Below are 24642 nucleotides of genomic sequence, written 5' to 3'. Positions count from 1 at the left end.
TTTCTTTAGTTCATTTTCCTTTATCCAAGCACGGTAAAGCTGCTGTCCTGGCTGATCTCCCGGTTGCGCGAAAAAGTGCCCATGGAGAGATCGTAATCGATATTTTCAAGATGGAAATGCACCGGATCGACATCATGATCGCGGCCCGCCTCGCATTCCCGGATCAGTTTTTCCATCATCCGTCCGGCGACCGGTGCGTTCTTGAACTGGTTGCCGCTGGTGCCGATGGCGAGGTAAAATCCGCCCAGGCTCGACTTGTCATAGATCGGCACCCAATCGCGTGTCACATCATAAAGCGCGACGACGCCCTTGGTCTGGCGCGGGACTCCCATATCGGGAAAACGCTGCGCGAGGCGGAGGACCTGTGCATTCCATTGTTCCGTAAAGTCTTCGTTGAAATTGTCGGGATCGACCCATTCCTGTGTGTCGCATTTGGGATCTTCCGATCCGATCAGGATATGGTTGCCAAGCTCCGGACGGCAGTAAATACCGGCATCGCTGTCGGAGAGGATCATGCCGTCCGTCTCATAGTTGAACCCGGCGGGCGAGGGGACATGGGCGACCTCGTGACGGAGGGCGCGGGTGTCCATTTTCGTGTCCTCCAGTACGCCCGCCATCTTGTTGATCTTAGCTGAATGCGGCCCGGCGACATTGACGACAACGGGGGCGTCAATGTCGGTGCCGTCTTTCAGGGTGACGCCGATGACATAGCCGTTCTCCTGCCGGATGGCGGCAACCTCGGCATTGAACTTGAAGGTGGCGCCATGGGCTTCGGCGGCGCGCTGGGCATTGTGGGCGGCGAGCTGCGGGTCGCTGACATAGCCGCCGCGCGGGAAAAAGACACCGCCGGGAACGCTCTCACCTGTCGGTTCCCCGAACGCCGGGTCTTCCGGGCGTTTTACCGGGGCAAACTGGTGCGTATCGATAATCGGTAGCTTTTCGCGCATCTGCTCCGGCGTCAGATCCTCATAGGGACAGCCGATCTGGTCCATGAGGGCGCAAATTTTCCGCATATAGTCATTATGCGGGGTCTTGACGATCAGCGCGCCGGTATCGTGATATTTGATCAGGCCTTTTTCATCTGTTGTGCCAATATAGTCTGCCCAGTTCTTCCAGTAGAACCAGCCCTCATAGGCAAGCGCGCAGGTATCGAGCGCGGAATAATAGGTGCGGATGATGGCGCAGGAAGCGGCGGTCGATCCATAGCCCGAGGCGGGCAGGCGGTCGATCGAGAGGGTTTTGCGTCCGGCCTTCGACAGTTCATAAGCAATGCAGGCCCCGATGACTCCGGCGCCGATGATAATGGCGTCATACTTTTCGCTCATTGGCGGCTTCTCCCTGACCGTTATATGCGGTGTTACCCTAGACTATTTCACCGGCTTTAGAGTGGTGGCAAGCATAAATTAAATAATCGGGTGGCGGCACCGTGAAAAATCGGAACTGATGTCGTTTTTATAAAAAAGCGGGTCGGAAGGATGTAAATTCAAAATCGGCTTAAAGGCGGAAATTTGCCTTCTTCGGCCGATGAATTGCAAACACAAGAGAGAGTCGCAGGAAAGACAGCGTTGTTAATGCTCCCCTTGCGATGGCTTTCATGGCATACTTTGTTATGCAGGAAACATGTAGCGGAGCTAAACGTTATGCCAGGGACTTTTACGTTGAAAATACTGGGCGGCGGTCTTCTGTTGGCCGGCCTTTTGATGGGACACGTGGCCCGGGCAGAAACCGAAACTATAAAAATCAAGAATTTCGATGAATTCGCCAGCTATTTCGAGAAGAACGGCTATTCCATTCGCAAATGGAAAGAGGGCAAGCAGGATGTGCCACCATACGTCATCCTCGATATACCGGAGGAATGGCGCAAGAAAATCGCGCCGGAGATGCCAGTGGATGAGAAAAAGCGAACGTTCTTTCGTCTTTCCATTCCGCTGGCCTTCGTCGCCAATCATGGCATAATCCGGGATCAGGGAAAGCTGCGCAAACTCGAGAAGGATTCCCGCGCGGGTAAAACGCTCAGTGAGAATGACATTGCCTGGCTGAAGGAACAGGCGGCGGCTTATGCGCTTGAGGAACAGGAGTTGAACGACAAATTCTGGGCGGCGTTCGCTGAGCGGATGGACACAATCCCGCCGTCCTTGATCGTGGCGCAGATGGTGGAGGAAAGCGGCTGGGGTACCTCACGTTTCGCGGCGGAAGGCAACGCCCTGTTCGGACAATGGAGCTACACCGGCGGCATCAAGCCCGAAGAGCAGCGGGAAAACAAGGGCGATTATCGTATCGAAGCTTTCAAGACGCCACTTGATTCCGTGCGCGCCTATATGCTCAACCTCAATTCCCATAGCTCATATGCAGAATTCAGGAAACGTCGCGCGGCCCTTAGGGCGAAGGGTAAACCGGTCACAGGACCGGACCTTGTCGGTACCCTTATCGATTATTCAGAGCGACGGGAAGCCTATGTCAAGATTATCGAGGAGATAATGGAGCATAACAGCCTGCCGCCACTGGATCATGTGCGCCTTGCCTCAGGCAAGGTGACGTATCTACAGTTGGAGTAGGGTTGCTGTCATCAGTCTGACACGGCCCGTCGCGATGCGGATAGCGTTGTCCGCCGCCTGTCAACTTCCTTGAAGCGTAGCCTTACCAGCCGGTTGAGATTGGTCAACCCGTCTAAAAGGCCAGGAATAACAACCTCGGATGGCTTCTTTTGTTGCGCGAGATGGCGGAGCGCGGTCAGCATGGTGTCGCTTTCGCGTTCGCCGTCATCAATCAATGCTCCGATCAGCCCGGCATCGGCGGCACGGGTTGCGCGAATATATTGCTCCAGCCTCGGGACCGTACGCGGGATGATCAGGGCCCGCTTGTTCATCGAAAGAACTTCGCAAAAAGTATTATAGCCGCCCATGGCAACGACGGCGGATGCCTCCTGCATCAGGCTTTCAAGATGGCTGTCGAAGGTGACAGCGCGGACGCGGGGCAGTTTCTGGATACGGTCGCGGAAACTGGCACGCGTTTCGGGCGGCATGAAAGGTCCGAGGACGAACAGCGCATGGAGTGGCGGTTGACGGTTGCCTTCATAGGCGCGGAGGACCCAGTCGGTCAGAACGTCGCCATCGCCGCCACCGCCCACAGTGACCAGCACATAAGGTTCCGTCATCTCGCTCAGGATCGCCGGGTCTGAGACAGCGGACACGGATCGCGGGAGGTAACCGGTATAGGTGATCTTGCGCTTTACATTTGCAGGGATGTCTATACCGGCGAGGGGGTTGTATATCTGTTTGACACCGAAGATCCAGATATCATCATAGAGATCTTCCAGTGCCGGTAGGACATTCTTGCGCTGCCATTCCGGTCCGAGCAGCGATGGATCATCGAGGACATCCCTAAGGCCGAGGACAAGATGCGTCCCGGCCGCTTTGAGCATTTCCAGCGTATCCGTTACCTCGCCTTTCAGGCCATAGGGCTCCTTGTCGACGATGAAAATGTGCGGATCGAAGGTTTCCGCCGTGTGCTTGATAATGGAAGCGCGCATGGCAAGCGTCTGTTCGGTATCAATGTGCAGGCTAAGGGAGGTGTATTCGCCGTTGCGCAGCTTGATGATCCCGGGGATACGGACGAAATCGACCCGCGCCTTGAAATCAAAGCTTCCGATAATGGGGGAGCCGGACAGAATAAGGACCGACAAATTCTGGTTCTGCTCAACAAGCGAGTTTGCCATGACCATGCATCGACGCAAATGACCAAGGCCAAACGAGTCGTGGCTGTAGATCAGGATGCGTCTTGCATTTTCGATCTCGTTCATGGTTCACCTCCGCGTCCGACGTCACGCATATACGGGGTTATGACCTATAATTCAACTTTATATCCGGGATCGAGTGTAATTGCACTTTGTTTTAGTAATTAGAGAGTACTGCGTTCCGATAGTTTTGCAAAATTTGAAGATCACATTTTGATTATTAACTAAAAAGTAGAATAAAAAATAAAACGAATCTTATCGATTCGGTTGTTGCAAATCTATTAAAGCGAGGGTATCTCGTTAAAATAAAAACCTATAAATAGAATATATAAGATTTATAAAATCATATAAATAGAAATATAGATCGTTAACCATAGAAAACTATAAAATTAACTATAATTAAATAAAATTTTATGTGACTCCCTCATAAAAAATTTTTATAGTTCTAAAAAATTCGATGAAAAAAAATCAACTATAATAGATAGTTATTAATATAGTAGATTTTATGGATATTGAATTAATCATTTCAGTTGTGTTCTCGGTTTTTGTTCCAGAGAATGAGACGATATATTTTAGCTGATCCAGTATCTGTTTCTTTCATGATTCGCTAATTCTGTCTCATAATGAATATATAACAATTTAAAAGGGTTTTTTTGGCCTGTCGGCCTGACCTGAATTAACTAGCCAAGTCTGACTTATGGGGATCATAAAATGAAAAATAAACTGACTGAATTATGGAATGACGAGACCGGCGTGACGGCAGTTGAATATGCCTTGATGGCGGCCGCGGCCGCTGCGGTTGTCGGCGTTGCCGGAACGGCGTTCTATACCAAGCTGCAAACAGCCTTCAATGCCATTGATCTCAGCGGATCTGGCGGCACGACTCCTCCGAACTGAGCAAATTCGTTACAGGTCAACACCTCCCGCCCGGATCGGTATGTTCCGGCGGGAGAACAGGAAAATCATGACCGCATACTATCCGATAATCGCAATTTTATTGCTCTGGCTGGCAGCCTGGACCGATCTCACACGACGGATTATCCGTAACTGGATCTCCATCGCGTTGCTGCTTCTGTTTGTGCTGTACGCCTTTTTTACGGCGCGGCCGATTGATGTCGCCGGGCATGTGCTCTGGGCAATGGGCTTGTTCGCCGTCATGTTCATCGGCTTTTTCTTTGGCAAGGTTGGTGGAGGCGATGTCAAGCTTGCGACGGTCATCATGCTGTGGGTCGGGCCTGACATGGGGCCTGCTTTTCTTCTTGTCACGGCGCTAAGCGGTGGGCTCTTTGCCCTTGTCATGATTTCTCCGCCGCTGCGCCTTCTCAGTGAATGGGCTTTCGCGCCGATAACGAAACGTCTGGCGTCGCCGGAGCCTGCCTATGCGGCATCTGTGCCCTATGGTGTCGCGATCGCAACTGGCGGCACTGCTGCGCTTTATACGTCCTATCTGAGTGGGGGGTAAAGGAGGGTGATGAAAAGTTTTATTTTCATAGTTCTGTCCGCCCTGTTTCTCGGCTCTGCCGCTTATCTTGGCAATATGTTCCTTTTCGATGACAGGAAACAGCCATCTGTTCCCCTGTTGGCACCGGCAAAGGCGCCCGTTCAATATGCGCTTAGTCTGACACAGGATGTAAGGGATGGCGACATTCTGGAGAAAGGCATGCTGGACTGGCAGGTCGTGCCGGAAAGCCTTTCCGCGGGGATGCTGTTGCTCAAGGGGGAAACCGATATGTCGGAATGGCCGGGTGCTGTTCTCACACGGGATATGCCAAACGGCAGCTTTATTCGGAAAACTCAATTCATTCTACCAACGGACCCCGGATACCTGAAAGCGCTACTATTGGAGGGAACGCGCGCGCGTCCAGTTGCAATCGATAATGCCCGGGAGTTTGACGAGCTTCGTCCCGGGGACCGTGTTGATCTGATCCTGACCTATAAGGCGCCCGCTGGTGCCGTTCGGGCCGGGGAGACGGTCGTGAAAACCATTCTTGAGAGTGTACGTGTTATTGGAGTCGGGGCGGGCGTCTCCGCCGTTGGGGCGAATTCCGGCGCGCCCGGCACTCTTACACTGGCGCTCACGCCGGAAGATGTCGAGTTGGTGTCAGTGGCGGAGGCCATAGGGCACTTGCGGATTTCTCTGCGCGGTGAAAATACGCCTGCTGCCTCCCGGATCAAGTCAGAAATGGCCTCCTTTTCGGCCAGCGATCTCTTTCCCGAGTTGAAATCTCCGTCCCGGCCCGTTGTTCGGGATACGTCGCGGGAGGTTCGGATATTCCGCGGCGGTGAGACAAAAGTCCTCACACTCACGGGCGGAGGTCAATAGGGGCAAATGAAATATCATATCGGCAAAATTGGATTGCTTGCCCTGATGCTGGGGGTGCTTATCCTGCTATCACCTCCCCGCGCTCAGGCGGCGGAGACGGCGGGGCAGGCCAGCCTGTCGCTTGAGGTCAACCAGGGGCGGCTCTTTCCTCTGAAAACGCCGGTGACGGAAGTACTGGTAACAAATCCGGCCATTGCCGACATCCAGGTCACCGCCACCAATGGCCTGTTTGTGTTCGGGAAGGCACCGGGGCGAACTCATATCATGGCGCTCGGCGCGGACGGGCGGGCAGTCTTTGACCAGTCAGTTACGGTGACCCGGGACCTTGAAACGCTTTCGACGTTGCTGAAGGAGCAATTTCCGAAAAGTAATCTCGCCGTCCAGTCGACGCCCGGCCGCATTCTGCTCTCGGGCCTGGCACAGACACCGGTTCAGGCCGAACAGATTGCCTCCGTCGTAAGGGGGTTTCTCAGCGACGGGGAGGAGATCGTCAATCGCATTGAGATGCTGGCGGCCTCGCAGGTGAATATCCGGGTGCGCATTGTCGAGATGAACCGGGAGGCCACGAAAAACCTCGGGATCAACTGGGATGTGCTTCTAAATCCGGGATCGCTGGCAATCGGGTTGATCACCAACCGCTGGCCGACGGCCGTCGGAAACCTGTTCATCCCCAATTCGGCAAACAGCGGCGTCGGGGGTAGCGGCTTTCTGGGGTACCAGGGAAGCAATGGGTCGGCGTCTGTCGTGATCGACGCCCTGGCGGAGGAAAATTTGCTAACGGTTCTGGCGGAACCGAACCTGACCTCCCGCTCCGGTGAAACGGCAAGCTTTTTCGCCGGCGGGGAATTTCCGATTCCCGTCTCTGCCAATGATGAGCAGGTCACGATCGAGTTCAAGAAATTCGGTGTCATCCTCGATATCACACCGACTGTCCTGTCCGACAAGCGGATCAGTATCCATATCCGGCCGGAAGTGAGCGAAATTTCCGAGGTCGGGGCAGTTGTTATCAATAATTTCCAGATACCGGGCATTGCCGTGCGGCGGACGGAGGCGACCATCGAGCTTGCCAGCGGCCAAAGCTTCGCTGTCGCCGGGCTCTTGCAGAACCAGACCCGGAATATTGTCAATGAAGTACCCTGGCTCGCGGATCTCGCAATCCTCGGTCCGTTGTTCCGGTCCACCCGCTACCGCAATATGGAAACTGAGCTGGTGATCATTGCAACGGCGAACATCGTGAAGCCGCGGGAGAATATTGCTCTCGCTACTCCAACGGACCGCTATCGACCGACCGGTCTCGTCGAGAAAATGACCGAGGGCAAGCTTGCCAGACCTGCCCTTGCGCCGGAGATCCCGGGCGGATCGGGGCAGGGCGGCCTGACCCTCAAAGGGCCGGCGGGCTATATTTACTGAGCAGGAATGGGAAATACGATGACAAGGATCATATACGTTGCGTTTCTTTTGCTCTTTCTTCCGATCCTCAGCGGTTGTACAGCCCCGCAAAATCCGACGAATTTGCCAGTCGGTCAGGCAAAGAACGGGATCGAGAGTAAAAGCTATCTCATTACCTTTTCACCGCAGGGAAATGACGGCGAGCTTCGGGCGCGTGACGGGCTTTCTTTTGCGGATTTTCTGGAGGATCTGCGCCGTGATCCTCCGGGCTACGTCAATTTTCTCCCCGCTGGCGACAGTTTCGATGAATCCGGGCTTATGGAGAGGCTGCAACAGTCAGGACTGTCACGCTCAAGCGATATCGAGGTGAGCCCGGTGACGCATAGTCCGAAAGGGCCAGCACTGACCGTCAGCGTGACTTATTACTACTATCGCCTGGCCGATTGCGGTACTGATCTTTCGTTCCGCAAGCTCGATCACATTGCCATGACATCGCCGGGGTTTGGCTGCGCGGTTGAGCAGAACCGGATGCTCAGCCTTGCCCGCCCTGAAGACTGGCGCCATGGACGTGCGCTAGCCCCGTCCCTTGCAGGACCGGATGTCAAGGCAGTGACGACATGGCAGAACGCCACCCCCACCCCCTTTCCACAGCGATCCAACTAGAGGGCGGGCAGCATGGCAAAACGGCAAACACCCGAGATCGTGACATTCCCGGCAAGCGACAATCCGGCGGTCACCACGGCGGCCTATGTTGCCGACAGGGAAACGGAAAAGTATCTGAATGAGCTGCTCCCCAAATGGGGCTACGACAAATCCCGTATTGTCAGGGGTTCCATTCAGGATGCCATCCGGGATTATGAAACAAAATCGATGCCGGGGGTTTTAATCGTCGATATCTCCGATACGCCCCTGCCGCTTTCTGATTTGCAGGAGTTGGCCGATATCAGCCCGCCCCAGGTCAATGTGGTAGTGCTGGGCACACGGGACAATGTCGGGCTCTATCGCGACCTTATGGATATCGGCGTGACGGATTATCTGGTCAAACCGGTTCCCTCCGATCTTTTATATAAGGCCATTGCCCGGGCCAACGGGCGGGGCGCTGTGCGGGGAACAGATCAGAGAACCGGTAAAACTGTCGCCGTCTATGGTGTCCGGGGGGGTGTCGGGGCGACAACAACCGCGCTTAACACGGGGTGGCTGCTCGCCAATGTGTATAACCGTCATGTGGCGCTTGCTGATCTCAATCTGACAAGCGGCACTCTGGCCCTTGAAATGGGGTTGGAACCTTCTTCCGGTCTTGCCGAACTGTTGACCGGGCCGGATCGTCTCGACAATGTGTTCGTCGATCGTGCCATACTGGACGCGGCGGAAAGGCTCAAGCTGCTCGCTTCCGAATGCGATCTTGAGACAGAGCAGGAATACGACTCCGCCGCTGTTGCTGCCTTGATGCAGCATCTGCGGAACCGTTTTCATTTCATTATCCAGGATATTGACCGGAACCCGCCCGCCGTCGCCATGGAGGTATTGCGCACCGCCGACGTGCGGGTGCTGGTCATGGATCCGTCACTGGCCTCTGTGCGTGATGCAGCGCGCATCCTGAAATTGCTGGAAAAGGATGCAGAGGCCCACAAAACGCTGGTTGTCCTCAATCGGGTTCGCTCCGGCGGACGCGCCGATGTCCCGCTCGATAAAATAGCAAAATTTATTGATCACCCGATCGATATGGTCATTCCTTTCGATCGGAAGAAGCTGGCGCTTGCCAGCCTGAACGGAGAGCCGGTCGCCCGCCGGAAATCCCCGGTTACCGATGCCTATCATCGGCTTGCGGCGGAGTTGGTCGGCCAAAGAGATAGCAAGCGTCGTTCCAGCTGGTTGTCCGGCCTGATGGGAGGGTAAGATGTTTGGCCGGAAATCTGATATGGAACAGATGGCCGGGCTGGCCGAGGCAGGCGAAGAGTTCATCAGTGAACCATCGGCAAAACAACGGGCCGCGAGCGTTCCGGCAGAACTGGTCGAGCGGGTGCGCCAGCAGTTCTACAACCGCATCGATCCAACCGCCGCCTCCGGCATGGCACCGGAGCAGCTTTCTTTACGGATTACCGAGGCTGTCTCGAAAATTGTCGATGAGGGAAAGCTTCAGCTTAATTGGAAGGAACAAAGCGCCATTGCGCGGGAGCTGTTCGACGATATCGTCGGCATCGGTCCGATCGAGACACTGCTTAGCGATCCGGAGGTGACGGATATTCTGGTGAACGGACCGGACACCGTCTATGTGGAGCGGGCAGGCCGGTTGGAACTCACCAGTTATAAATTCCGGGACGATAATCATGTACTGGACGTTGCGCGGCGGATTGCCGCCTCGGTCGGACGGCGGGTGGATGAGGCAAATCCCATGGTTGATGCCCGGTTAAAGGATGGCAGCCGTGTTAATGTGATCGCCCCACCGCTTTCCGTCTACGGGACGATCATCTCGATCCGGAAATTCTCGAAAGACGCCATGGGACTGGACGAGCTCTGCGCGGGCGGGGCCTTCTCAGGAACAATCAGCCGGTTCCTGAAAATTGCGGCGCGCTGTCGCCTGAATATCCTTGTGTCCGGCGGAACCGGCTCCGGCAAGACGACGCTGCTGAATGCGCTGTCCGGCCTGATCGATGAAAACGAACGGATCGTCACCATCGAGGATGCGGCGGAGATTGCCCTGCAACGTCCGCATGTGGTCAGCCTTGAGACACGCCAGCGCAACAGCGAAGGGAGCGGGGAAGTGTCGCAGCGCGATCTTCTCCGCAACAGCCTGAGAATGCGTCCAGACCGTATTATTATTGGTGAAGTTCGCGGCGGGGAAGTTTACGACATGCTGCAGGCCATGAATACCGGGCATGACGGTTCCATGTCCACCATCCACGCCAACAGCGCGCGCGATGCCTTGTTGCGACTTGAAAATCTGATGCTGTCCAGCCTCGCCAACTATCAGAGCCGGGGTGCGCGGCAGCAGATTGCGAGCGCCCTGGACCTTGTTATCCATGTGGAGCGCGGGCCGGACGGCCATCGCTTCATCCGCAATATTTCCGAAATCGTCGCTCTGGAAGGGGATGTCATTACCAGCCAGACGCTGTTCGACTATAAAGGAGAGGGGCCCGAGGGATCGCAAAACGATGATACGGGCTTTCATTACACAGGCGCTCGCCCGCATTTCGAGGAAAAAATCGCGAAATTTGGTCTTCTCGCGGAGCTGCGGGAGGTCCTTCTTTCATGACGCCCGAATTATACATATTAGCGCTCGCAGAGTGGCTGCCGTTAGCAGCCTTTATTGTTTTCCTGCTGAGCGGAACCATCCTGCTACTGCTCTCCCATCGGCAGATCGGCAGGCGGAACCGGATGCTGACCGCGCGGCTAGCCAGGTTGCAAGGGGAACGGGAAGCGCCGCCAACGCCTCTTACACCACTGCCTGAAATGACGACGCTCTATATATCGGAAACGCCTGAGCAGAGCTGGCGGGATAAGATCACATCGAGATTAGGCTTGTGGCTGCTGGTGACGGGTGCAGGGGGTGCAATGCTGATCGTTGGGTTTGCCGGATTTCCCCTCATCACAGGGTCTGTTCTTCTCGGCGGCGTCCTCTGTGCCACCGCCGTAATCTCCTTTCGAATATACCGGCGCCGGGCCCGTCAGCGGCGATTTGTAGAACAGTTACCGGAAGCCATCGACATCATTATTCGCGGCGCGCGCGTCGGTATGTCCCTGCAGGAAAATTTTCAGGTCATTGCACGGGAAATGCCGGATCCGGTGGGCGGGGCCTTCCGCACTCTGGCCGAGAAGCTGGCGATCGGTATCGATCTGGAAACTGCGCTTGACGCAACAGTCAGGACCGCCCGTGTGAAGGAATTGCAGTTCATGGCGACAACCCTGATCCTGCAGCGGCGCACCGGTGGGCAATATGCGGAAGTCCTCGAGAATCTGGCGCAGGTGCTGCGGGACCGGCGGGCGCAGGCGTTAAAAGCGCAGGCTCTAACGTCGGAGGCGCGGATGTCGGCGCGCATCGTGACCGGGGTGACAGGCGTAATCCTCTTAATCATGTCATTTACCAACCGGGCGCAGCTTGATTTTCTCTTCGTCGATCCGCTGGGCCAGAACCTGCTGATCTATTCCGCGATCAGCATCCTCATAGGCTTTTTGATCATCTCCCGCTTATTGGGGACGTTAAAATGACGGGTTTCCAGATTGAGACGGGGGAGGAGATCCTGCTGCTGGCGATGATTTCGCTCTGCTTTCTACTGGCGTCCATGCTCTTTGCGGCTGCTGTCCGGGCAAAAAAAGAGGAATTGGTTGATCGTCGGCTTGATGGTTTTCGGCTCGAGAAGCCAGCGCCGCACAAGACGCAGGAAACCGCACTCCGGATCAATCTTGAAAAAAAGGATGAACCGGAGGAACGAAAAAAAAGAAAATCAGTTTTCCTCATTTCCGGGCTGTTTGGGAACAGGGGTCTCAATCGGCGCCTTGTGCGGGCGGGCTATGATCCCGCAAGGTACCGCCGCCCTTTTTATATTGCGCGAATCCTTTGTTTCTGTCTGGAGGCGTTCCTTGCCGCCTTCCTGTTCGATGCGGTGCTGGCAGAACAATTCGGACCTCTCATAACCACCGTCCTTGTTCTCGCCGCCGGGATCAGCGGGAGTTTCCTGCCCAACATATTGCTTAAGTTTCGAATCCGGCAACGACGCAGGCGGATCGAGCGGGCGATGCCGGATATGATCGATCTCCTCATTCTATGTGTAGAGGCGGGGCTGACGCTGGAAACTGCGCTTGTCCGCACCATTGAGGGGCTGGAACCGTTTGCGCCGGAGGTTGCCGCCGAGATGAAGATTACCTTAAGCGAGCTGCGTATTCTGCCCGATAAATCCATGGCGCTCACCAATCTTGCCGACCGAACGGCATCGAAAAGCCTGAAATATCTCGTGCTGTCGCTGCGTCAGGCGGAACGCTACGGCACGTCTATCACCGGGGCGTTGAAGGCGGTGGCGATGGAGAACAGGAAAATGGCCATACTGGAGCTGGAGAATAACGCCTCCCGGATGCCTGCCCTACTGAGCGTCCCCCTCATTCTTTTTATTTTGCCACCCGTCGTGGCGATTTCCGCCGGACCCGGCTTTGCCCTGATGATGCGTACAATTGGAGGATAACATGCCGTATCGCCTATCGCTTCTTGTTCTTATCGCCATGATGTTTTCTGGTTGCGCCATGCCGCAGGGTGATCTGGATGCGCAAACCCTGTTTGAGGACAAGGCCGCGCGGGAGCGGGCACTAAAAATCGCAGACATATCGGTCGAATCCGGTAATTTCCCGGCGGCCATTGATATATATCAAAAAATACTGGCCAAGAATCGCTTTGACGAGCCGGTTCTCTATCGTCTCGGAGAGACATACCTAAAGGCGGGTGCGCCGCAGGAAGCCGTTACCGTGTTTGAAAATCTGGAAGCGCTGACGCCGGAGGATGTGAAGCCCTGCCTCGGGCTCGGCCGCGCCAACCTGTCTTTATACCGCCCGGAATCTGCCGATTTGTATTTCGCCAAATGCACCGAAATTGACGGGGAAAATATTGAGGCGCTGAGCGGACGCGGCATCGCGCTTGATATGGCCGGGGATCATAAAAAGGCTCGGGAGCTTTATACGCGGGCCCTTATGGTTGCGCCGGACGATATGGGCATACTCAACAATCTCGCGCTTTCCTATCTGATGGCGGGGGAGTATGACGCGGCCATCAAGGCCCTTGCGCCGCTTGCCTTCACGCCAACATCCACGGCGGTAATCCGCCAGAACCTCGCCATGGCGTATGGACTTGCCGGGGATGAGGCGGCGGCGGCGCGGATTGCCCGGCTCGACCTTGATCATCCGACCGCGGAGAACAACCTCAAATTCTACCGGCAGATACGGCGGATGGAGGATACAAGCCTGCTGCGGCGGCTTCTTCTTGGTCCGCGCATACCGGAGGAGACCGTTTCGTGACGCCGTGGGAACTTCAAAAATATGGAGGATTGCGGGACGAACGGGGCTCGCTGGCCGTAGAAATGGCGATCTTGTTGCCGATCGTCTTTGCCCTTGTCTTTGCAGCGATTGACATCAGCCGGGTTCTGCTTGCCCGAGGCCTTGTCGATCAGCTTGGTGTGGAACTTTCAAACAGCCTGAAATATGAAACAACGCCAGCGGCGCGCGCCCTGCTGACGGAAGAGACGCTTCAGGGGCGGTTGTCATCGCTATCCGAGGGGCTGAGTGGTGGATTGATCGATCCGTCCCGGCTGGAACTGTCGGTTTTTCCCTACAACGACCTTACCGCGCTCGTCAGTGAGACCGCAAGTGGCGGTCTGATCGGCCTGCCCGAAGCGGTAACGGCTATCCGGCTTGAGTATGCGGTGCCGCTGACAACTCCTTTTGCGAACTTCTTCTATGAGACGGGCGACAGTGTCCAATCGTCAATGGTGGTTATCAACAATGGTCGCTAATGCGCTGAAAAATAATCCGAAAGACGTTATCCGGGATCAGCGGGGCAGTCTCGCGGTCGAGGTGGCGCTGATTGTCCCGGCAATCATGTTCCTGCTGCTTGCGGGGGTGACGCTCGCGCATATCGTGCAACTGACCCGGACGACGGACCGGGTCGCCGCCCTGATGGCGGATGACCTGTCGCTTAAATCCGGATTGATCGAGGAGGATTTCGATACGGTTCTGGCAGCGACGACGGGCCTGATCGGCGAAAGCGGGTTCCCGGCGGCGATCCGGGTTGATCTGTCGGCACTGGAACTCTCCGACGATGGCAGCGCAACTGTCCTCTGGAACCGGAGCCGGACCAACGGCGGTCTTGCCTGCGCCCCGGCGGCACCGGCCTTGCCCGCGCCCGGTGACGAGGCCACGCTTCAGTTCATTCTGGTCGATCTCTGTGTCACCCCGGCGGACGGTTTCTTCCTCTCCGGCTTTCTCAGCGTCGCCGGCTTCACGCTGCATGGCCGGGCGCTTGCCGTCGGGCGGAAGGCGGCTGTCCGTAGTCTGGGCTGATGAGGATCCGCACCGTGCTTAGCCGTTTCAGCCAGTCAGAGGACGGGGCGGCGCTGCTTATTTTTACACTGACATTGTTCATTGTCCTCGGCGGGATTGCCTTCGCCATTGATGCATCGCGTTTTTTTGCCGCAAAATCACGTCTTGCCCTGGCGACGGAAATGGCCGCCGTTGCCGCCGCAAAGAACCTGCGCTTTCTGGATACCCCGGCGGTGGAGCAGCTCGCGGTGGATATGGTCCGGGCCAATTTCGAGGGCGCCAGCCTGCTCAGCTATGAGAGCGATCCTGCTGTTCAACCGACCGTTGCCGTCACGCCTGATCTGGAGGCCGGCGAGGTGACGGTCGAGAGCAGCGCGACGGTTCCGACAACCCTCTTGCGGGCGCTGAACTTCATGGACGATGTCACGGTTTCGGCGCGCATCACCGCCCGTCAGGAAGGGCCGGAGGCGGAGGTTGCGCTCGCGCTGGAAGCCTCCGATGCGATGGAAAGCTCCGGTCAACTGGCGGAGGTCAGGACCGCCGCGAGTGCCTTTATTTCTGCCTTGGAAGCGGAGGTGCCGCAGGGCGCAGGCGTGAAATGGGGGTTTGTTCCCTTCGGCAATGTCCTGGTCAATGTCGCGCCGCATTCAGACTGGGTAGAGAGCGGAAGCTGGCCTTTGGGCCTGCCGCCGGACATGCCGGGCACTACGGAATGGACGGGTCCGCTTGCCGAAGATCGCTGGTGCGTCTCCCCGCGGAGCGGACCGGCGGGGGAGAATGATACGCCGCCGGGTCTTGCGCGGTTTCCGCTTGTCCTCAGCCTGTCGTCGATGCCGATACCGCCTCTCGGTCTTCCGCATTTTACCAATGCAACAACGGCGGACTGCCGGGAGGAGCGGATCTTGCCACTCGGTGACGGGGCAACGCTGCTCGGTGCCCTCAGCAGTCTTGGCGGTAATGGTGATGCCGCTTATGGCCGGGGAATGCTGTGGGCGGAGCGGGTACTGTCGCCGCAATGGCAGGGGGTCTGGACCGGCGACAGCACCATCCCGGCGGCCTATGAGGATGCGATAATCGAGAAGGTCGCGCTGCTGCTCGCAAGCTCCGTCGCCAGCGACATATCGGAGAATACGCGCCTTGCGGATACCTGCGCGCGGATGAAAGGCAACGGCATCCATCTCTATACCATCGATTATCTCGCCCCGGCGGCGACCTCCACTCTCCTGCAAGACTGCGCCAGCACCGCCGGGCATTATTTCAGGGTGACGGATGCGGCGGGGCTGAACCGGGCCTTCCTGTCAATTGCCCGCTTCCTGACCATCGTCCGCTTTCCGGGATAGGACCGGCCAGCCATCGGGGACGATGAAGCAGCGCTCGGTTCTGCTGCCATTACTGAGGGCGACAAGCTCCGGAGCGGGCCGTGACAGAAATTGCCGCATGAGGTGGTCGGCCAGATCGCCCGGTCCGCCTTCAGCTGTTTCGCCCGCGTAAAATTCCGGCGTGATCCAGCGTTTCTTCTCAAGCGGTAGAAAGCGATTGATGCGTTGAAAGCGAGTGTTTGCCAACTCGCTAATTGTCAGCCAGTTCCCGCTCAGGCTGTCGCCTGCAACACGTGGCGGAAGATGTCTGTCACCGGCACCTAAGGGATGGAACAGCCGGCCCTTGACCCAGGGATGGGAGGTAATGTCGCCAATCCCGAGCGTATTGAGTATTTCCCGCGTTTCCGGTCGGGTCGGCAGGGCAAGCTGATGGTCATACATCCGGTGGAGCTTGCGGGCGAGATTGTCTTTCTGCAGGGGACCGACGAAATCGGCCTCTTCCTGTCCGCTTCCGATATTGAGATAGAATTTGACCGCGAGTTCCCAATGATAGGCCTTGCCGTTCTGGGTGAAGACCAGATCAAGTTCGCCGAGACTGCGCTTCTCCCGATAGATCCGGATATTGCTGCCGATAATCTCGACCGAAGGAAGATTCTTCAGCCAGAAAATCACCAGCTGCTCGAAGTAACGCCCGAGGTTGAGGCGCGGTGCGGCGGCGAGATGGGCGAGCAGGGGCTCGGGGTCCATCGCTAGCCACTCCAGGAGCAGGGCCGTTTCAGGATGATGCGCAAGTTCCGGTTCCGCCCGGTCTTTGAGTAGGAAAGGCGAGGTGATCACCCATTGAAGATCACGCAGGGCAAAGGGTGGTTTGGCTGACGAAACGGTCGGCATCATCCGTAAAGGCTGTAGAACATGCGAAGGGAGGTGACGAACAGGAAGAAGGCAAAGGTCTTCTTGAGCAGGCCGGTATTGATCGTATGAGCGATCCGGGCACCGATTGGCGCAAATAGCGCGGCCATGGGGAAAATCGCCAGAAAGCCCAGAATATTGACATAGCCGATATTGCCGGGCGGGAGATTTTGAACCTCAAGGCCGGAAATCAGGAAGCCGGTGGTTCCCGGTATGGCGATGATCAGCCCGACGGCCGCGGCGGTGCCGACGGCCATGCGGATGGGATAGCTGCAGAGGGTAAGGATCGGCACGGTGAAGGTGCCGCCGCCAATACCCATCATCGCCGAAAATCCGCCAATAAAAAGCCCGAGTATCTCCTTGAACGGCGTTTTCGGCAGTCCGGCGGAAAGATGCCTGTTCGCCGGGCGAAATGCCATGTCCGCGGCCACGACAAGCGCCAGTACCGAGAAGACGAGGGTCAGCACACCAGCGTCGGAAAAGCTGGCGACGACCGTACCGATCATGACGCCGATAAAAATTACCGGCCCCCAGCTCCTGAGAAGTACCGTGTCAATCGCCCCCTTCTTGTAATGCGAGCGGGCAGAGGAAATGGAAGTCGGGATGATCACGGCGAGAGAGGTGCCGATGGCCACATGAATGCGGATATCATCCTCGACGCCAAAGAACGGCAGGATGTTATAGAGCACCGGAACAATCACTATCCCGCCGCCAACGCCCAGCAGCCCGGCGAGGATGCCGCCGACAATGCCGGTTGCCGCCATCGCCGCAATCAGGCCGATGAGCAGCGGTGTTGAGACATCGGCGAAGATCGTCATGAGCTTTTCAGAAGATCGCGGATGATCAGTTCCAGCTTGTTGAGCGAATTACAGGTTTCGGCGGTGGTGCAGTAGGGGGCGAGGCGAGGCATCTCCGAATCGCCTGAACCCCAGATCGATTTCCGCTCTGGATTTAGCCAGATGACCCGCTTTGCCCGCTGCTTGATCTCCTTCAGGATGTCAGCCCGCGGATCGGACCCATTGGACCGGCCGTCACCGAGAAAAATCACGGTTGTCCTGTTATCGATTTCGTCAAAGACAAGCTCCTTCAGATCGACCATCGCCTGCCCATAGTCCGTGGACCGCCCGCCATATTCGTCAATCGCCATGGGCACGGCTTCCTCCGGCCCATAGCGATCGAAAAGATCGGTGACTTCGCCAAGGGTGCCGGAAAAGGCGAAGGAGCGGACTTTCGGCAACACTTCATTCAGGCTGTAGAGAAAGAGGAGGAGAAACCGCGCCACCGCAGCAACAGAGCCGGACACGTCGCAGACCGCGATGACTTTCGGTCGGTCCTTATGCTTCTGTTTCCAGTGGGTTTCGAACAGAATGCCGTCATAGGCGACATTGCGGCGCATGGTCTTGCGGATATCGAGGTGGCCGCGGTTCTTCACCTTGCGCACCCGCGAATTCATATCCGTCAGCCGTTTTGCCATCCGCCGGACAAGGTCGCGCATATGCTTGAAATCGCGCTGCTCGATATTGGACAGGCGGACATTTTTGAGGATATCCTGACGGAACTGCTTGGCCTTGCCGCTGCTGGTGAGGGCCAGTTGCCGCTCGACCATATCACGGACCAAATCGAACAGCAGTTCAAGCCGCTCATTCAGCCGGTCCGCCCCCTCGGTATCGCCCTCCTTGTTCCGCCGTGAAATCTCCTTGTTGACTTGATCGAGGCCCATTCCCTCCATGATCCGGCGGGTATAGAGGCCGCGTTGGGTCATCAGGACGATGTTGCGAAGGTTAGCGGCATTAGCGGCTGCTGTCATCGCCATGGCCAGTTCGGTCCGGTCGTTCTGCTCCAGAAGGTCGAGGAGGGAGGTCGCGGGTCCGCTCGATTGCTCGCCCGACAGTCCGCCGCCGCCTTCCCCGCCGCCGGAGGCCGGGCCCGGCGCCGCCTCGTTATCATTCGCTTCGCCTTCCGGCAGGTCGGATTGCGAGTCCTCTGACGAAGGAACATCTTCTTCTTCGCTGTCCGGCGCCAGGTTCGGATTGATGTTGTAGCTGAAAAATTCGTCGAAGCAGCGGTCGAAGCTCTCATGCTCCTCCATCGATTTTGCCATGACTTGCGCCAGCGCGGTTTTCAGAAGTCCGCGATCCTCATAGCCGAAAATCCGCACGGTTTCGGCGGCATCGACACTTTCGGAGATCGACACGGGAACATCCGAATAGCGCAGCATCTCGACAAAATCGGCGAGCGGCTTGTCCATCAGCGCACTTCTTTTTGCGCCGCCGCTATGAATTTCGGCACTTCGCTATGCATGTTGTCGATATCCTCCTCGAACTTTAGCAGCATATTGAGCGTGTTGCGCACTAGATCAACCTCCAGCTTGTCTGCATGGAGGAGCAGGAGCGTGCGCGCCCAATCAATTGTTTCACTGACGGCGGGAAGCTTTTTAAGATCCTGCGTCCGAAGTTGCTGAACGAAGGAGACGAGCTGGTTGCGGAGGTTTTCCTCAAGTTCCGGCACCCGCGTCTGGATAATCCGCCGTTCCAGCGACGCATCGGGGAAGGGGATATAAAGATGCAGGCAGCGGCGTTTAAGGGCATCGCTCATTTCGCGGGTGTTGTTACTGGTCAGGAAGACGAGCGGTTTCGTCTTCGCCTTGATCGTTCCGATCTCGGGGACGGAAATCTGGTAATCCGAGAGGATTTCCAGCAAATACGCCTCGAACTCATGATCGGACTTGTCAATCTCGTCAATCAGCAGGACGGCTTTTACCTCTGATTTGAGGGCCTGCAGCAGTGGCCGCGCCTCCAGGAATTTTTCAGAATAAAAACTGTCGCCGAACTGGTGGAGCTTCTCCATGGAAGCCTCCAGCCCGACGGCATCCTCCAGCAGATCACCGAGCTTTTCCTTCAGGATCTGTGTATAGAGCAGCTGCTTGCCGTATTTCCACTCATAGAGCGCTTTCGATTCATCCAGCCCCTCATAGCATTGCAGGCGGATCAGCGGGGCCGCCAGGATTTCAGAGGCAGCCTTGGCCAGCTCTGTCTTTCCGACGCCGGGCGGACCCTCGACGAGGATTGGTTTATCCAGCTTCTGCGATAGGTAGATAGAGGTGGCGATATGGCGATCGCAGATATAACCTGCCGTTTCAAATCCGGCCTTGATCAGGTCAATGGCAGTTGCGGGATCTTTATCAATAAGTGTCACGTATCGGTTCCATGTTATTATTATTGTTCAGTCAAGATAAAAGCATATCTATTCAATATCAGGCTCTCCCGCGCTTTGCCAGTGCTATCCAACTGGACAGGCAGGGTCGGGCGCGGTAAAAAGCGGCAACAATGCGGCCGAATATGCCGCATTTCACGGCTTAGGTGAACGGAATTGGCAAAATGAGTACGACAAAAGAAATACGCAGCTCCTTTCTCGACTATTTCGCGAAGAATGGTCATGAAAAGGTGGAAAGCTCGCCGCTGGTGCCGCGGAACGATCCCACCTTGCTGTTCACCAACGCGGGCATGGTCCAGTTTAAAAACGTCTTCACCGGTCAGGAGAAGCGGCCCTATAACCGTGCGGTGACGACGCAGAAATGCGTTCGGGCGGGCGGCAAGCATAATGACTTGGAAAATGTCGGTCATACGGCTCGTCATCACACTTTTTTCGAGATGCTGGGGAATTTTTCCTTTGGCGACTACTTCAAGGACGAGGCGATCGAGCTAGCGTGGAACCTTCTCACCAAGGGCTTCGAACTGCCGAAGGATAAACTGCTGGTCACCATCTATCATGACGATGATGAAGCCGCCAATCTCTGGAAAAAAGTCGCCGGTTTGCCTGACGACCGGATTATCCGTATCGCGACGTCCGATAATTTCTGGTCGATGGGGGATACGGGCCCTTGCGGTCCATGCTCAGAGATTTTCTATGATCATGGGGAGAGCATTCCAGGCGGCCCTCCGGGCAGTCCCGACGAAGACGGGGATCGGTTTATCGAAATCTGGAACCTGGTGTTCATGCAATATGAGCAGCTGTCGAAAGATCAACGTGAAAACCTGCCGCATCCCTCCATCGACACCGGTATGGGGTTGGAGCGCCTGACGGCTGTTCTGCAAGGCAAGCATGACAATTACGACATCGACCTGATGCGCCATATTATCGAGGCCTCGGCCGAAGTATCCGGCGTGGCTCCGGATGGGGAGTTCAAAGTTTCCCACAGGGTGATCGCCGATCACTTACGTTCCTCCTCCTTCCTGGTGGCGGACGGGGTGATGCCGTCGAACGAGGGACGGGGATATGTCCTTCGCCGGATCATGCGCCGGGCCATGCGCCATGCGCATATTCTGGGCGCGAAGGACCCGATGATCTGGAAACTGGTGCCGACACTCGTCGATGAAATGGGCGAGGCCTTCCCCGAACTGCACCGGGCGCAGTCACTGATAACCGAGACGCTTAAAGTCGAGGAAAACCAGTTCAAGCAGACTCTGGATCGCGGGCTCAAGCTGCTGGAGGACGCTACGGAAAAACTCGGCAGCACCGAAGCGCTGCCCGGTGACGTGGCGTTCAAGCTCTATGATACTTTCGGCTTCCCGCTTGACCTGACGAAGGATATCCTGCGCGGCCAGAACCGGGAGCTTGACGAGGCCGGGTTCGATGCCGCCATGAAAAAGCAGAAGGAAGCCGCGCGCGCTGCCTGGTCCGGTTCCGGCGACGCGGCAACGGAGACGGTCTGGTTCGATTTGCACCAGAAAGTCGGCGCGACGGAATTTCTCGGATACCAGACGGAAACCGCCGAGGGCAAGACGCAAGCCATCATCAAGGACGGCAAGGAAGTTGAGAGTGTCGCTGAGGGCGATGAGGTGATGGTTGTCCTCAACCAGACTTCCTTCTATGGCGAAAGCGGCGGTCAGCAAGGCGATCATGGTGTCCTGAAAATGCCGGGCGGTTTTGAGATGGTGGTGACAGACACCCAGAAGAAGCAGGATCTTGTCATTCATATCGGGCAAGTCAAAAAAGGCGCGTTGAAAAACGGCGATGTAGTGGAAACCCATGTCGACAGGCGACGTCGGGCAAAGCTCCGGGCGCATCATTCGGCCACCCATTTGTTGCATGAGGCGCTCCGTCAGGAACTCGGCGATCATGTCACGCAGAAGGGGTCTCTGGTGGCGGAAGATCGCCTGCGCTTTGACTTCTCGCACCAGAAACCGATGTCGGAGGCGGAACTTCGGGCCGTCGAGAGAATGGTCAACGACCGCATCCGCATCAATGCCGATGTCGCTGTCCATCTGACGACGCCGGAAGAGGCGATTGAGGCCGGGGCAATGGCGCTCTTTGGCGAGAAATACGGCGATGAAGTCCGGGTTGTCTCCATGGGCGGGCTGGATGAGGTCAAGGGCGCAGGCCGGGACTATTCGACGGAGCTCTGCGGCGGCACTCATGTTGCGCGCACCGGCGATATCGGCTTCCTCAAGATCGTGAGCGAGGGCGGACTGGCCTCCGGTATCCGCCGGATTGAGGCGGTGGCGGGCGAAGCAGCGCTCGATTATGTCAATGGCCGCGAAAAACTGCTGGCCGAGGCAGCCCATAGCCTGAAAATCTCTCCCAATGAACTGGCGCCGCGTATCCATCATTTGCTGGACGAACGTAAGCGGCTTGAGCGGGAACTGGCCGATACCCGCAAGAAATTGGTGAGCGGCGGCGGTGGCCCAGCTGAGGAAGCGGAGAAGGTCGGGGATATCTCTTTGATGGCGCGGCTGCTTGCCGATGTACCGCCAAAAGATCTCAAACCCATGGCTGACGAGATCAAGAAAAAGCTAAAAAGCGGCGTTATTGTGCTGATCGCCAATAACGACGGCAAGGCGTCTATCGTTGTCAGCGTCACCGATGACCTGACCGGCGAGATCAGTGCCGTCGATCTTGTCCGCGCCGGATCCGAGGCGCTTGGCGGCAAGGGCGGTGGTGGCCGTTCCGATATGGCGCAGGCGGGCGGACCCGATGGCGCCAAGGGCGCGGACGCCGTCGCCGCCATAAAGAAACTGATTGCCGAAGGTGAGGTTGCCGCGGCGCGTTAGGCGGCAATGCTGCCCCGATCCAATCGGGGTAGAACCGGAAAGGGGCAGCACGCCTCCCTTCGACTTACCGGCTGTCAGTTAATCACCAACTAACCGGTAAATTGGCAGTTGGTGGTTGGATGTGTCCGAAAATAGGCTATTTCAAGACCATTTTATGGCCGGCATATTTCTGTCTCCGGCTTGATATGGCGCGATTTTCCAATACATATAGAGCGCGCCTGCGAAGGTATGTTTAGGGATATATCATGAACTATTTCAAGACCGGGTTACTTATTGCCGCCATCACCGCGCTGTTCCTTGCCGTCGGCTTTCTGATCGGTGGGACGACGGGGATGATCATCGCCCTCGTCATTGCTGTCGGCATGAACGGCTTCGCCTATTGGAACTCGGACAAGATGGTGCTCAAGATGTATGGTGCCCGCCAGGTAACGGAGAGCGAAGCGCCCGTTCTGGTACGGCTGGTATCGGAACTCGCCGCGCGGGCCGAACTGCCGATGCCGAAAGTCTTCATTATGGAAAACCCGCAGCCCAATGCCTTCGCCACGGGACGCAACCCGGAGAATGCAGCGGTCGCCGTGACCAGCGGCCTGATGAAAATCCTGAACAAGGAGGAACTCGCCGGTGTGATCGCCCATGAACTGGCCCATATCCGTAATCGCGATACCCTGACCATGACTGTCACGGCAACGCTGGCAGGCGCAATCAGCATGCTCGCCAATTTCGCCTTCTTCTTTGGCGGCAATCGCGACAGCCGGGGCGGCATTATCGGGATGCTGGCGATTATGATACTGGCGCCTTTGGGCGCGATGCTGGTGCAAATGGCGATCAGCCGGACGCGGGAATATTCCGCGGATCATACCGGCAGTGAAATCTGCGGCAATCCGGACTGGTTGGCAAGTGCGTTGCAAAAGCTTGAGAAAAGTGCCCGCGGTATCGAGAATATCCCGGCGGAAAAAAATCCGGCCTCCGCCAATCTCTTTATCGTCAACCCGCTCCATGGGAAACGGGCGGACAGCCTGTTCTCGACCCATCCGTCGACAGCGAACCGAGTTGAGCGGCTGATGGAAATGGCTAGAACAGTGATGCCGGGCAAGTCGAAACCTTCCGGTGGCCGAAACGTCCCCCGCGCACGGCACGGCGCCATACCCTACACGGATGGCCCGACGCCACCGGAGGCGCCCAAAAAAGGGCCGTGGGGATGATGTTCAGAGGGTTTTAGGGGATTTCACCAGTGCCCGCGTCAGAAAGCGACTCAAATGATCGACATATTCCTGTCGGCTCTGTCCCTTGCGGTAGGCCATCGGGGCGGAGAACTGGATCAGGCCCATCATGGCATGGCCGATCAGGTCCGGGTCGATGTCCTCATACAGTTCCCCGTTTAGCCGGGCGTTTTTCAGCTGGGCAATAAAACCGGCGGCAAAGCGGCTGCGGACTTCCTTCGAGGTGGAATCGGTGGGGTCGAAAACCTTGGTATCGACAAGTGCCGATCGCAACAACCCCGGGTTTTGTTCTGCGAATTCCTGAATGGCGGTCAGGCTGTAACGGATGTATTCCTCGAAACTGTTGACGTCCGGAATCCGCGCGTGGACATAGGAATGCAGATCCTCCTGCGCGGCGCTCGCAAACTCCATGAAGATTTCGCGTTTGTCCGTGTAATGGCTGTAGAAGGTGCCATGGGCGACATCGGCCTCCTTGGCGATATCCTGCGGTCGGGTTTCGTGGTATCCCTTACTGACAAAGAGCTTGCGGGCGGCGGCGAGCAGTCGTTTGCGCTTTTCTTCTTTTCTTTTACTTGCCCGGTCGGTTGCGAGTGTCAATTGTGTAGAATCAACCATGCGCGCTTCACCTTTTAGATTTTTTATTTTTTTCGTGTCTGCTGCTGGCAATTGTGACAACAATTTG

At 56.7% G+C, this 24642-nt stretch carries 23 protein-coding genes; 16 read left to right on the top strand and 7 right to left on the bottom strand.

All coding sequences use genetic code 11. The features are described from left to right. Window positions 1-20: 20 nt before the first annotated feature. Complete coding sequence (locus tag AACZ19_RS00365; protein ID WP_339630078.1) at window positions 21-1325, bottom strand: FAD-dependent oxidoreductase; 1305 nt, start codon at window positions 1323-1325, stop codon at window positions 21-23. A 315-nt stretch (window positions 1326-1640) separates the two neighbouring features. Between AACZ19_RS00365 and AACZ19_RS00360 the strand changes: the two genes are divergently transcribed. Then, a complete protein-coding gene (locus AACZ19_RS00360) occupies window positions 1641-2555 on the top strand; it encodes a glucosaminidase domain-containing protein (protein WP_339630076.1) in 915 nt (304 codons plus the stop codon). 11 nt (window positions 2556-2566) lie between these two features. Here AACZ19_RS00360 and AACZ19_RS00355 read toward each other — a convergent pair whose 3' ends face one another. After that, entirely contained in the window at window positions 2567-3799 is a 1233-nt protein-coding gene (locus tag AACZ19_RS00355) for a glycosyltransferase (protein ID WP_339630074.1), read from the bottom strand. A gap of 645 nt (window positions 3800-4444) precedes the next feature. On the opposite strand from AACZ19_RS00355, the gene AACZ19_RS00350 reads away from it, so the two are divergent. The 13 genes from AACZ19_RS00350 to AACZ19_RS00290 all read left to right on the top strand — a co-directional run bounded on the left by AACZ19_RS00350 (window position 4445) and on the right by AACZ19_RS00290 (window position 15802). After that, a complete protein-coding gene (locus AACZ19_RS00350) occupies window positions 4445-4630 on the top strand; it encodes a Flp family type IVb pilin (RefSeq protein ID WP_339630072.1) in 186 nt (61 codons plus the stop codon). Window positions 4631-4697: 67 nt separating this feature from the next. Further along, window positions 4698-5195, top strand: a complete 498-nt coding sequence (locus tag AACZ19_RS00345) for a prepilin peptidase (protein ID WP_339630070.1) — start codon at window positions 4698-4700, stop codon at window positions 5193-5195. A 9-nt stretch (window positions 5196-5204) separates the two neighbouring features. Further along, window positions 5205-6056 (top strand): Flp pilus assembly protein CpaB, encoded by an 852-nt coding sequence (cpaB, locus tag AACZ19_RS00340; RefSeq protein ID WP_339630069.1) that lies wholly within the window; start codon window positions 5205-5207, stop codon window positions 6054-6056. A 6-nt stretch (window positions 6057-6062) separates the two neighbouring features. Next, entirely contained in the window at window positions 6063-7466 is a 1404-nt protein-coding gene (locus AACZ19_RS00335; RefSeq protein ID WP_339630068.1) for a type II and III secretion system protein family protein, read from the top strand. Window positions 7467-7484: 18 nt separating this feature from the next. Further along, complete coding sequence (locus AACZ19_RS00330; RefSeq protein ID WP_339630067.1) at window positions 7485-8108, top strand: hypothetical protein; 624 nt, start codon at window positions 7485-7487, stop codon at window positions 8106-8108. A gap of 12 nt (window positions 8109-8120) precedes the next feature. Next, on the top strand, window positions 8121-9341 hold the full coding sequence (locus tag AACZ19_RS00325; protein WP_339630066.1) for an AAA family ATPase: 1221 nt from the start codon (window positions 8121-8123) through the stop codon (window positions 9339-9341). 1 nt (window position 9342) lies between these two features. After that, the gene (locus AACZ19_RS00320; RefSeq protein ID WP_339630065.1) at window positions 9343-10698 is read left to right on the top strand and encodes a CpaF family protein; all 1356 of its coding nucleotides are present in this window, start codon (window positions 9343-9345) and stop codon (window positions 10696-10698) included. Continuing rightward, window positions 10695-11651: a type II secretion system F family protein gene (locus AACZ19_RS00315; RefSeq protein ID WP_339630064.1), complete on the top strand. Its 957-nt coding sequence runs from the start codon at window positions 10695-10697 to the stop codon at window positions 11649-11651. The genes AACZ19_RS00320 and AACZ19_RS00315 overlap by 4 nt, the downstream gene beginning before the upstream one ends. Then, window positions 11648-12619, top strand: a complete 972-nt coding sequence (locus tag AACZ19_RS00310; protein ID WP_339630063.1) for a type II secretion system F family protein — start codon at window positions 11648-11650, stop codon at window positions 12617-12619. Before AACZ19_RS00315 ends, AACZ19_RS00310 begins: the two co-directional genes overlap by 4 nt. A 1-nt stretch (window position 12620) precedes the next feature. Then, a complete protein-coding gene (locus tag AACZ19_RS00305) occupies window positions 12621-13442 on the top strand; it encodes a tetratricopeptide repeat protein (protein ID WP_339630062.1) in 822 nt (273 codons plus the stop codon). After that, the gene (locus AACZ19_RS00300) at window positions 13439-13936 is read left to right on the top strand and encodes a TadE/TadG family type IV pilus assembly protein (RefSeq protein WP_339630061.1); all 498 of its coding nucleotides are present in this window, start codon (window positions 13439-13441) and stop codon (window positions 13934-13936) included. The genes AACZ19_RS00305 and AACZ19_RS00300 overlap by 4 nt, the downstream gene beginning before the upstream one ends. Continuing rightward, on the top strand, window positions 13926-14483 hold the full coding sequence (locus tag AACZ19_RS00295; protein WP_339630060.1) for a hypothetical protein: 558 nt from the start codon (window positions 13926-13928) through the stop codon (window positions 14481-14483). Before AACZ19_RS00300 ends, AACZ19_RS00295 begins: the two co-directional genes overlap by 11 nt. A 14-nt stretch (window positions 14484-14497) precedes the next feature. Then, the gene (locus AACZ19_RS00290) at window positions 14498-15802 is read left to right on the top strand and encodes a hypothetical protein (protein ID WP_339630059.1); all 1305 of its coding nucleotides are present in this window, start codon (window positions 14498-14500) and stop codon (window positions 15800-15802) included. Here AACZ19_RS00290 and AACZ19_RS00285 read toward each other — a convergent pair. The 4 genes from AACZ19_RS00285 to AACZ19_RS00270 are packed head-to-tail and all read right to left on the bottom strand — an operon-like array spanning window position 15761 to window position 19885. Further along, on the bottom strand, window positions 15761-16675 hold the full coding sequence (locus AACZ19_RS00285; protein ID WP_339630058.1) for a DUF1853 family protein: 915 nt from the start codon (window positions 16673-16675) through the stop codon (window positions 15761-15763). The genes AACZ19_RS00290 and AACZ19_RS00285 overlap by 42 nt on opposite strands. Continuing rightward, window positions 16672-17508, bottom strand: a complete 837-nt coding sequence (locus tag AACZ19_RS00280; protein WP_339630057.1) for a sulfite exporter TauE/SafE family protein — start codon at window positions 17506-17508, stop codon at window positions 16672-16674. The genes AACZ19_RS00285 and AACZ19_RS00280 overlap by 4 nt, the downstream gene beginning before the upstream one ends. After that, complete coding sequence (locus tag AACZ19_RS00275; RefSeq protein WP_339630056.1) at window positions 17505-18938, bottom strand: VWA domain-containing protein; 1434 nt, start codon at window positions 18936-18938, stop codon at window positions 17505-17507. Before AACZ19_RS00275 ends, AACZ19_RS00280 begins: the two co-directional genes overlap by 4 nt. Then, on the bottom strand, window positions 18938-19885 hold the full coding sequence (locus AACZ19_RS00270; protein ID WP_339630055.1) for a MoxR family ATPase: 948 nt from the start codon (window positions 19883-19885) through the stop codon (window positions 18938-18940). The genes AACZ19_RS00275 and AACZ19_RS00270 overlap by 1 nt, the downstream gene beginning before the upstream one ends. 182 nt (window positions 19886-20067) lie before the next feature. On the opposite strand from AACZ19_RS00270, the gene alaS reads away from it, so the two are divergent. Together alaS and htpX are read left to right on the top strand one after the other, a co-directional pair. After that, window positions 20068-22740, top strand: coding sequence for an alanine--tRNA ligase (alaS, locus tag AACZ19_RS00265; protein WP_339630054.1), 2673 nt, complete (start codon window positions 20068-20070; stop codon window positions 22738-22740). Between the two features lie 245 nt (window positions 22741-22985). After that, window positions 22986-23942: a zinc metalloprotease HtpX gene (gene htpX, locus AACZ19_RS00260; RefSeq protein WP_339630053.1), complete on the top strand. Its 957-nt coding sequence runs from the start codon at window positions 22986-22988 to the stop codon at window positions 23940-23942. Window positions 23943-23945: 3 nt separating this feature from the next. On the opposite strand, the gene AACZ19_RS00255 is transcribed toward htpX, so the two are convergent. Then, window positions 23946-24575 carry a TetR/AcrR family transcriptional regulator gene (locus AACZ19_RS00255; protein ID WP_339630052.1) on the bottom strand — a complete coding sequence of 210 codons (630 nt, stop codon included), beginning with the start codon at window positions 24573-24575 and terminating at the stop codon, window positions 23946-23948. Between the last annotated feature and the right edge of the window lie 67 nt (window positions 24576-24642).

The organism is uncultured Sneathiella sp. (genome assembly GCF_963973085.1).
Classification (GTDB): Bacteria; Pseudomonadota; Alphaproteobacteria; order Sneathiellales; family Sneathiellaceae; genus Sneathiella.
The sequence above is the reverse complement of the archived record's forward strand: the minus strand, read 5'-3'. Positions and strand labels throughout refer to the sequence as shown.